Source organism: Marinobacter sp. (assembly GCF_033722735.1).
In the GTDB taxonomy this organism is placed as follows: Bacteria; Pseudomonadota; Gammaproteobacteria; order Pseudomonadales; family Oleiphilaceae; genus Marinobacter.
The window spans coordinates 25,385-31,439 of sequence record NZ_JAWVYN010000032.1; the positions used below are offsets into that span (position 1 = coordinate 25,385).

7 protein-coding genes and 1 tRNA gene are annotated in these 6,055 nt (G+C 59.8%); 7 read left to right on the plus strand and 1 reads right to left on the minus strand.

Annotation, left to right across the window (positions count from 1 at the left end):
* Positions 1-33 precede the first annotated feature (33 nt).
* The 7 genes from R3175_RS16845 to R3175_RS16875 all read left to right on the plus strand — a co-directional run bounded on the left by R3175_RS16845 (position 34) and on the right by R3175_RS16875 (position 5,139).
* A complete protein-coding gene (locus tag R3175_RS16845; protein WP_318945499.1) occupies positions 34-534 on the plus strand; it encodes an OmpH family outer membrane protein in 501 nt (166 codons plus the stop codon).
* Between the two features lie 58 nt (positions 535-592).
* Positions 593-1,618 (plus strand): UDP-3-O-(3-hydroxymyristoyl)glucosamine N-acyltransferase, encoded by a 1,026-nt coding sequence (gene lpxD, locus R3175_RS16850; RefSeq protein WP_318945500.1) that lies wholly within the window; start codon positions 593-595, stop codon positions 1,616-1,618.
* An 11-nt stretch (positions 1,619-1,629) separates the two neighbouring features.
* Positions 1,630-2,079, plus strand: a complete 450-nt coding sequence (fabZ, locus tag R3175_RS16855) for a 3-hydroxyacyl-ACP dehydratase FabZ (RefSeq protein WP_318945501.1) — start codon at positions 1,630-1,632, stop codon at positions 2,077-2,079.
* Positions 2,066-2,857 (plus strand): acyl-ACP--UDP-N-acetylglucosamine O-acyltransferase, encoded by a 792-nt coding sequence (gene lpxA / locus R3175_RS16860; RefSeq protein WP_318945502.1) that lies wholly within the window; start codon positions 2,066-2,068, stop codon positions 2,855-2,857. Before fabZ ends, lpxA begins: the two co-directional genes overlap by 14 nt.
* Before the next feature lie 62 nt (positions 2,858-2,919).
* Positions 2,920-4,047 carry a lipid-A-disaccharide synthase gene (gene lpxB, locus R3175_RS16865; RefSeq protein ID WP_413231789.1) on the plus strand — a complete coding sequence of 376 codons (1,128 nt, stop codon included), beginning with the start codon at positions 2,920-2,922 and terminating at the stop codon, positions 4,045-4,047.
* A complete protein-coding gene (rnhB, locus tag R3175_RS16870) occupies positions 4,047-4,724 on the plus strand; it encodes a ribonuclease HII (protein WP_318945504.1) in 678 nt (225 codons plus the stop codon). Before lpxB ends, rnhB begins: the two co-directional genes overlap by 1 nt.
* 338 nt (positions 4,725-5,062) lie before the next feature.
* Positions 5,063-5,139: transfer RNA gene (locus R3175_RS16875), tRNA-Met, on the plus strand.
* A 410-nt stretch (positions 5,140-5,549) separates the two neighbouring features.
* Here R3175_RS16875 and R3175_RS16880 read toward each other — a convergent pair.
* On the minus strand, positions 5,550-6,055 hold a 506-nt coding region (locus tag R3175_RS16880), incomplete at its 5' end, for a metal-dependent hydrolase (protein WP_318945505.1).

The following is a 6,055-nucleotide window of genomic DNA, read 5'->3' on the forward strand; positions in this document are numbered from 1 at the left end:
AGTCGTAACCTGATAACAATGAGGAGAATAGCTATGTTCAGAATGCCCGTACTTGCTGCCTTGCTGGCGTGCCTGTTGGCCGCCCCCGCTGCCATGGCCCAAACCCGGATTGGCGTGGTCGATCTGCGGCAGGCGCTGTTTTCATCCGACGCTGCGCAGTCGTTCAGCGAACAGCTGCAGCAGGACTTTGCCGATGAAGAGGCCAACGTCCGGGCGGTGCAGGAAGAGGCCCGGCAGCTCAAGGACCGTCTGGAGAAAGACGGCGCCATGATGAACGAAACCGAGCGCAACTCCCTGGCGACCGAGTTCCAGGACAAGGTGAAGGAGTTCAACTTCCTCAAGCAGCGCCTGGATTCCACCGTGGCCAGCCGCAAGCAGGCCTTCCTGGAGCAGGCCCGTCCGGACGTGGATGCAGCGGTGAAGGAACTGCTGGAGGAGCACGAGCTGGATATCATCCTGCCCAGCGAAGCGGTGGTGTATGTGAAGCCGGAGCTGAACCTCACCGCGCAATTGCTTGAAAAGCTGAATCAGTAATCATCGTCCGAAGGCCTGACCATGGGTGGGGCCCTTGAGCAGCGAGCCGGAGCCTGCAATGACAGTACAGACCGTGACCCTTGGAGAGGTTGCCCAGTTTCTTGGGGCAGAACTCAGAGGCGACGCCGACACCGAAATTACCGGCATTGCCACCTTGCAGGCTGCCCGTCCCGGCCAGATTTCCTTCCTGGCCAACCCCAGCTACGCCCGCTATCTGTCTCAAACCCAGGCGTCGGCGGTGATCGTGGCGCCTGCTGCGGCGGACCAGACTCCGACCAATGTCCTGTTACTGGATAACCCCTATCTTGGGTATGCTCGCCTCAGTCACTGGTTTGATCCTGCGCCGGTCGCCGAACCGGGTGTCCATCCCAGTGCGGTGGTCGACCCCACAGCGGTGGTGCCTGCCAGCGCCAGCGTTGGGCCCCTGGCCGTGCTGGAAGCTGGTGTGGAGCTCGGCGAGAATGTGGCGGTTGGTGCCGGCTCCATCATCGGAGCCCGCTGCCAAATTGGTGCCGGCAGTGTCCTGCGCCCTCGGGTAACCCTGGCCCACGATGTGGTGATTGGCGCCCGCTGCCACCTGCTTAGTGGCGCGGTGCTGGGTTCCGATGGGTTTGGCTTTGCCAATGAGCGTGGCGTCTGGCACCGCATCGCCCAGGTGGGGCGGGTGGTGCTTGGCGACGACGTGGAAGTGGGTGCCAATACCACCATCGACCGCGGCGCACTCGATGACACCGTCATCGGCAATGGCGTAAAGCTCGATAACCTGATCCAGATAGCCCACAACGTCACGGTTGGCGATCATACCGCCATGGCGGCGAAGGTGGGGATCGCGGGGAGCACACGAATTGGCAGCCACTGTGTGTTTGGTGGCGCCTCCGGGGTGGCCGGCCATCTGGAGATTGGCGATCAGGTGCATCTCACCGGGATGACCCTGGTCACCGGCAATATCACCGAACCGGGGGTCTACTCCTCGGGAACCGGCGCGGAATCAAACAAGCAGTGGCGGAAAAACGCGGTTCGCTTCCGACAGCTCGATGCCATGGCAAGAAAGCTGAAGGAACTGGAAAAGAAACTTGAGGGCTGAGGCCGATCCTGATGATGCATATTCGAGAGATCATGGAGTTCCTTCCACATCGCTATCCATTCCTGCTGGTGGATCGTGTACTGGAGGTTAAGAAGGGAGAGTCAATCGTCGGATACAAGAACGTATCCATCAACGAGCCGTTCTTCACCGGGCACTTTCCGAACAACCCGATCATGCCGGGTGTTCTGATTGTTGAGGCGATGGCGCAGTTGTCGGGCATCCTCGGTTTTGTCACTGTAGACAGAAAGCCTTCCGATGGCGTGGTACACTACCTCGCCGGCTCCAGCAAGGTGCGTTTCAAGCGCCCGGTTCTGCCTGGGGATCAACTGCGCATGGAGTCGCGGTTCATATCCGGTAAACACGGAATCTGGAAATTTGACTGCCGCGCGCTGGTGGACGGAGAAGTCGCCTGTGTCGCGGAGGTAATGACCGCTGAGAGAGAAATTGATGGCGACAAATGATTGGTCGGGAGTACATCCTCAGGCGATAGTAGATCCATCGGCAAAGCTGGCCGACGGCGTGACCGTTGGCCCCTGGAGTTATATCGGCCCGGATGTGGAGATTGGCGAAGGCACTGAGATACTGTCTCATGTGGTTGTGAAGGGGCCCACCAAGATCGGCCGCAACAACCGGATCTTCCAGTTTTCCTCCATCGGTGAGGAATGCCAGGACAAGAAATACGCTGGCGAACCCACCACCCTGACCATCGGTGACGACAACGTTATCCGGGAGAACTGCACCCTTCACCGGGGGACCGTGCAGGACCGCGGCGCCACCAAAATCGGCAGTGGCAATCTGCTGATGGCCTATGTGCATGTCGCCCACGACTGTGCCGTGGGTGACAACACCATTCTTGCCAACGGCGCTACCCTGGCCGGCCACGTTTCCGTGGGGGACTGGGCGATCCTGGGGGGCGGCACCATGGTGCACCAGTTCTGCAACATCGGGCCTCACAGCATGAGTGCCGGTGGCAGCATCGTACTGAAAGACATTCCCGCCTACGTCATGGCCAGCGGTCAGTCGGCCGAACCCTTTGGTATCAACGTGGAAGGCCTCAAGCGCCGGGGGTTCAGCAAGGAGGTCATGCTGAACCTGCGTCGGGCGTACAAGATCATCTATCGCCAGGGGCTGACCAGCGAACAGGCGATCGAGGAGTTGGAGGCCAATTTCGGCACAGTGCCGGAGGCGAAGGTACTCATTGACTCCCTGCGTAACTCTTCCCGCGGCATAATTCGTTAGTGGTCCCTGCGGTGACTGGTAATGTCCCGCGGGTCGTCAGTGACCGGCGCATCACCATTGGCATGGTTGCCGGAGAGGCATCCGGCGATATTCTGGGCGCCGGCCTGATCCGCGCCCTCAGAACGCGCTATCCCCGAGCGCGGTTCGTCGGTATTGGCGGTGACGAAATGATTGCCCAGGGTTTCCATTCCCTGGTGCCGATGGAGCGGCTGTCGGTGATGGGGTTGGTGGAAGTGCTGGGCCGGCTCAGGGAGCTGTTCAGCATTCGCGACCGGCTGATGGATTACTTCCTCACCACCCCTCCGGATGTGGTGATTGGTATCGACTCCCCGGATTTCACCCTGGGCGTCGAACGCCGTTGCCGCGAGGCCGGCATCCCCACCGTGCATTATGTCAGTCCGTCAGTCTGGGCCTGGCGCCAGAAACGCATCTTCAAGATTGCCAAGTCCATCGACCTGATGCTGACCCTGTTCCCCTTCGAAGCCCGCTTCTATGAGGAGCACAAGGTACCGGTCTCGTTCGTTGGCCATCCCCTGGCCGACCGTATTCCCATGGAAACGGACACCGCGGGCGCCCGTGAATCGCTGGGGCTGAACCCGGAGACGCCGGTATTGGCCATTTTGCCGGGAAGCCGGTCCGAAGAGGTGGCCCGCCTCGGTGAACTGTTCCTCTCAGCGGCCCGCTGGATCCAGTCCCGCCGCGCCGACCTGCAGCTGGTTATTCCCTGCATCAACCGCGATCGCGAACAGCAGGTGCGGGAGCTGGTGGCGGCGCTGGAGGTGGAGTTGCCGGTTACCATCGTTCGAGGGCGTTCCCGGGAGGTGATGGCGGCGTCGGATGTGGTCATGCTGGCGTCGGGCACGGCCACGCTGGAAGCGATGTTGCTGAAGAAGCCGATGGTGGTGGGGTACCGTCTCAGCGGCTTGAGCTACGCCTTACTGTCCCGACTGGTGAAGGTGCCCTATGTGGCCTTGCCCAACCTGTTATCCGGCCAGGAACTGGTACCCGAATTGCTGCAGGATGACGCCACCCCCGAGTCCCTGGGACAGGCGGTGCTGGAGCGCCTGGCAGACCCGGCGGAACGGGAACGGTTAACCGGGGCATTCGAAGATCTGCACCGCCAGCTTCGACGCACCGCCGATGAGCGAGCGGCATCAGCGATCTCCGCACTGCTGGAGAAGGTATCCTGATGGCCAAGGCTGAGCTACCGCCGTTCCAGTGCCGATACCAGGGGCGCCTGCTGGCCGGAGTCGACGAAGTCGGGCGGGGGCCCCTGGCCGGTCCGGTCATCACCGCCGCGGTGATTCTCGACCCAGAGCGTCCCATTCCCGGACTGGCGGATTCCAAGAAACTGACGGAGAAACGTCGGGAAGCGCTGTACGAGCAAATCCTTGAGCGGGCCCTGACCTGGAGTCTCGGCCGCTGCGAAGCGGAGGAAATTGACCGCCTGAACATCTATCAGGCCACCATGGTGGCGATGGAGCGGGCCGTTGCCGGGCTCGCGATTCCGCCCGAGTACGTACTGGTGGACGGCAATCGCTGCCCCAAATGGAGCTGGCCATCGGAAGCGGTGGTCAAGGGCGATGGCCGGGTGGAGGTCATTGGCGCGGCGTCCATCCTGGCCAAGGTCACCCGCGACCGGGAAATGGTTGCGCTGGAGGACGACTACCCCGGCTACGGTCTCGCCAAGCACAAGGGCTATCCCACGCCGGTACACCTGGAGGCGCTGAATACCCTGGGCATCACCCCGATCCACCGTCGCTCCTTCCGCCCGGTTCAGGAGGCACTAGAGGCCGTCGGGATGAACCGGAGTGCCGTTCAGGATGAGATCGAGTATCCCACCGATTTATTTCAAGAAATCGTTTGACAGTGCCCCATCTAATCCTTAATATACGCGCCACGTTGATCGGGGGCAGCCCCGAGAGACAAACAGTTTGATGCGGGGTGGAGCAGTCTGGAAGATCGTCGGGCTCCCAGTCCCCAAAATAGCCGAAGGGAGTCGTCGACCTTCGGATAATGAGGCCGACCCATCGGCGGGCTCATAAAGTAAGCAGACGACAACACAGTTTTGATGCGGGGTGGAGCAGTCTGGTAGCTCGTCGGGCTCCCAGTCCACAAAATAGCCGAAGGGAGTCGTCGACCTTCGGGTAATGAGTCCGACCCCTCGGTGGACTCAGAAGCAAGCAGGCGACAACACAGTTTTGATGCGGGGTGGAGCAGTCTGGTAGCTCGTCGGGCTCATAACCCGAAGGTCGTTGGTTCGAATCCAGCCCCCGCTACCATATAAAAGAAAGGCAGATCAGTCACTTACTGATCTGCCTTTCTTGCTTTCTGAGCCAGAATTTTCCTCGGTGCCCTCACCGTGCCCTATGCGTGCCAATTTCTGAATTCGGAATTTTGGACTTCAGACCAATTTGACCGTAAGTCTTTTTAGGGCGCACGCCTCCGATTATGTGCCCCCTACATGTAACTTCAGTGGCCCACGAGTTACGGGAAGTATTTCGTGACTTTTATCGGACTCAAGAGTAGCCAACTATCGGAAAATTGCCCGCGTTTTATTTGGCCTTAGTGACCCTGGCCCGTATTCAGAACTCATTTTTTGGGCAATGATCCCCACCAGTAAGGGAGATCTGCCATCAATGCCCTTTGCACGCAAAAAGCACTGAGGCTGATCTCATGCCACCTTTTCTGCTCATGCGGTGGCCAGTTGCTCCTGCTCTGCCAGGAAAGCATCGATCTCTTTGAGGTATTCTCGGTTGTCGTGATCCCACGGGTGGAAACCCGGACGGAAGTAATCGAGGTAGTTTCCGATTTGCTTTCGCAGCATACCGATATCGCCAAAGGTATAACGGAAGAACTGGCGCCAACCCTTCAGGTTCCCCAAGTGCCCTTCTGCACGCAGAGCCTCGATGAAAACCGGTATTATCAATCCCCAGAAGACAAGCGTTGCCAGGACCAGGCCAAAGCTTCGCAGACTATATGCCTTAATGCCGGTACCCATCACTGCTTCGAAAACATCAAAGGCTACCGCCTTATGTTCGGTTTCTTCCAGCGCATGCCAGCGCCACAGGGCCGCGTATTTCGGGTCAGCGTCATTGGTCAAGCGGGGCTCTGCCAGCACACTGTCCGCCAGCAATGCCGTAAAGTGTTCCAGGGCAATCGTGCCACTCAAAGACAGGGGCCTGGAATGCTTGGTGA

Excerpts from the sequence above, each read along its gene's own strand:
- R3175_RS16845 (WP_318945499.1), top strand. The coding sequence starts at position 34 with ATGTTCAGAATGCCCGTACTTGCTGCCTTGCTGGCGTGCCTGTTGGCC.
- lpxD (WP_318945500.1), top strand. The coding sequence starts at position 593 with ATGACAGTACAGACCGTGACCCTTGGAGAGGTTGCCCAGTTTCTTGGG.
- fabZ (WP_318945501.1), top strand. The coding sequence starts at position 1,630 with ATGATGCATATTCGAGAGATCATGGAGTTCCTTCCACATCGCTATCCA.
- lpxA (WP_318945502.1), top strand. The coding sequence starts at position 2,066 with ATGGCGACAAATGATTGGTCGGGAGTACATCCTCAGGCGATAGTAGAT.
- lpxB (WP_413231789.1), top strand. The coding sequence starts at position 2,920 with ATGGTTGCCGGAGAGGCATCCGGCGATATTCTGGGCGCCGGCCTGATC.
- rnhB (WP_318945504.1), top strand. The coding sequence starts at position 4,047 with ATGGCCAAGGCTGAGCTACCGCCGTTCCAGTGCCGATACCAGGGGCGC.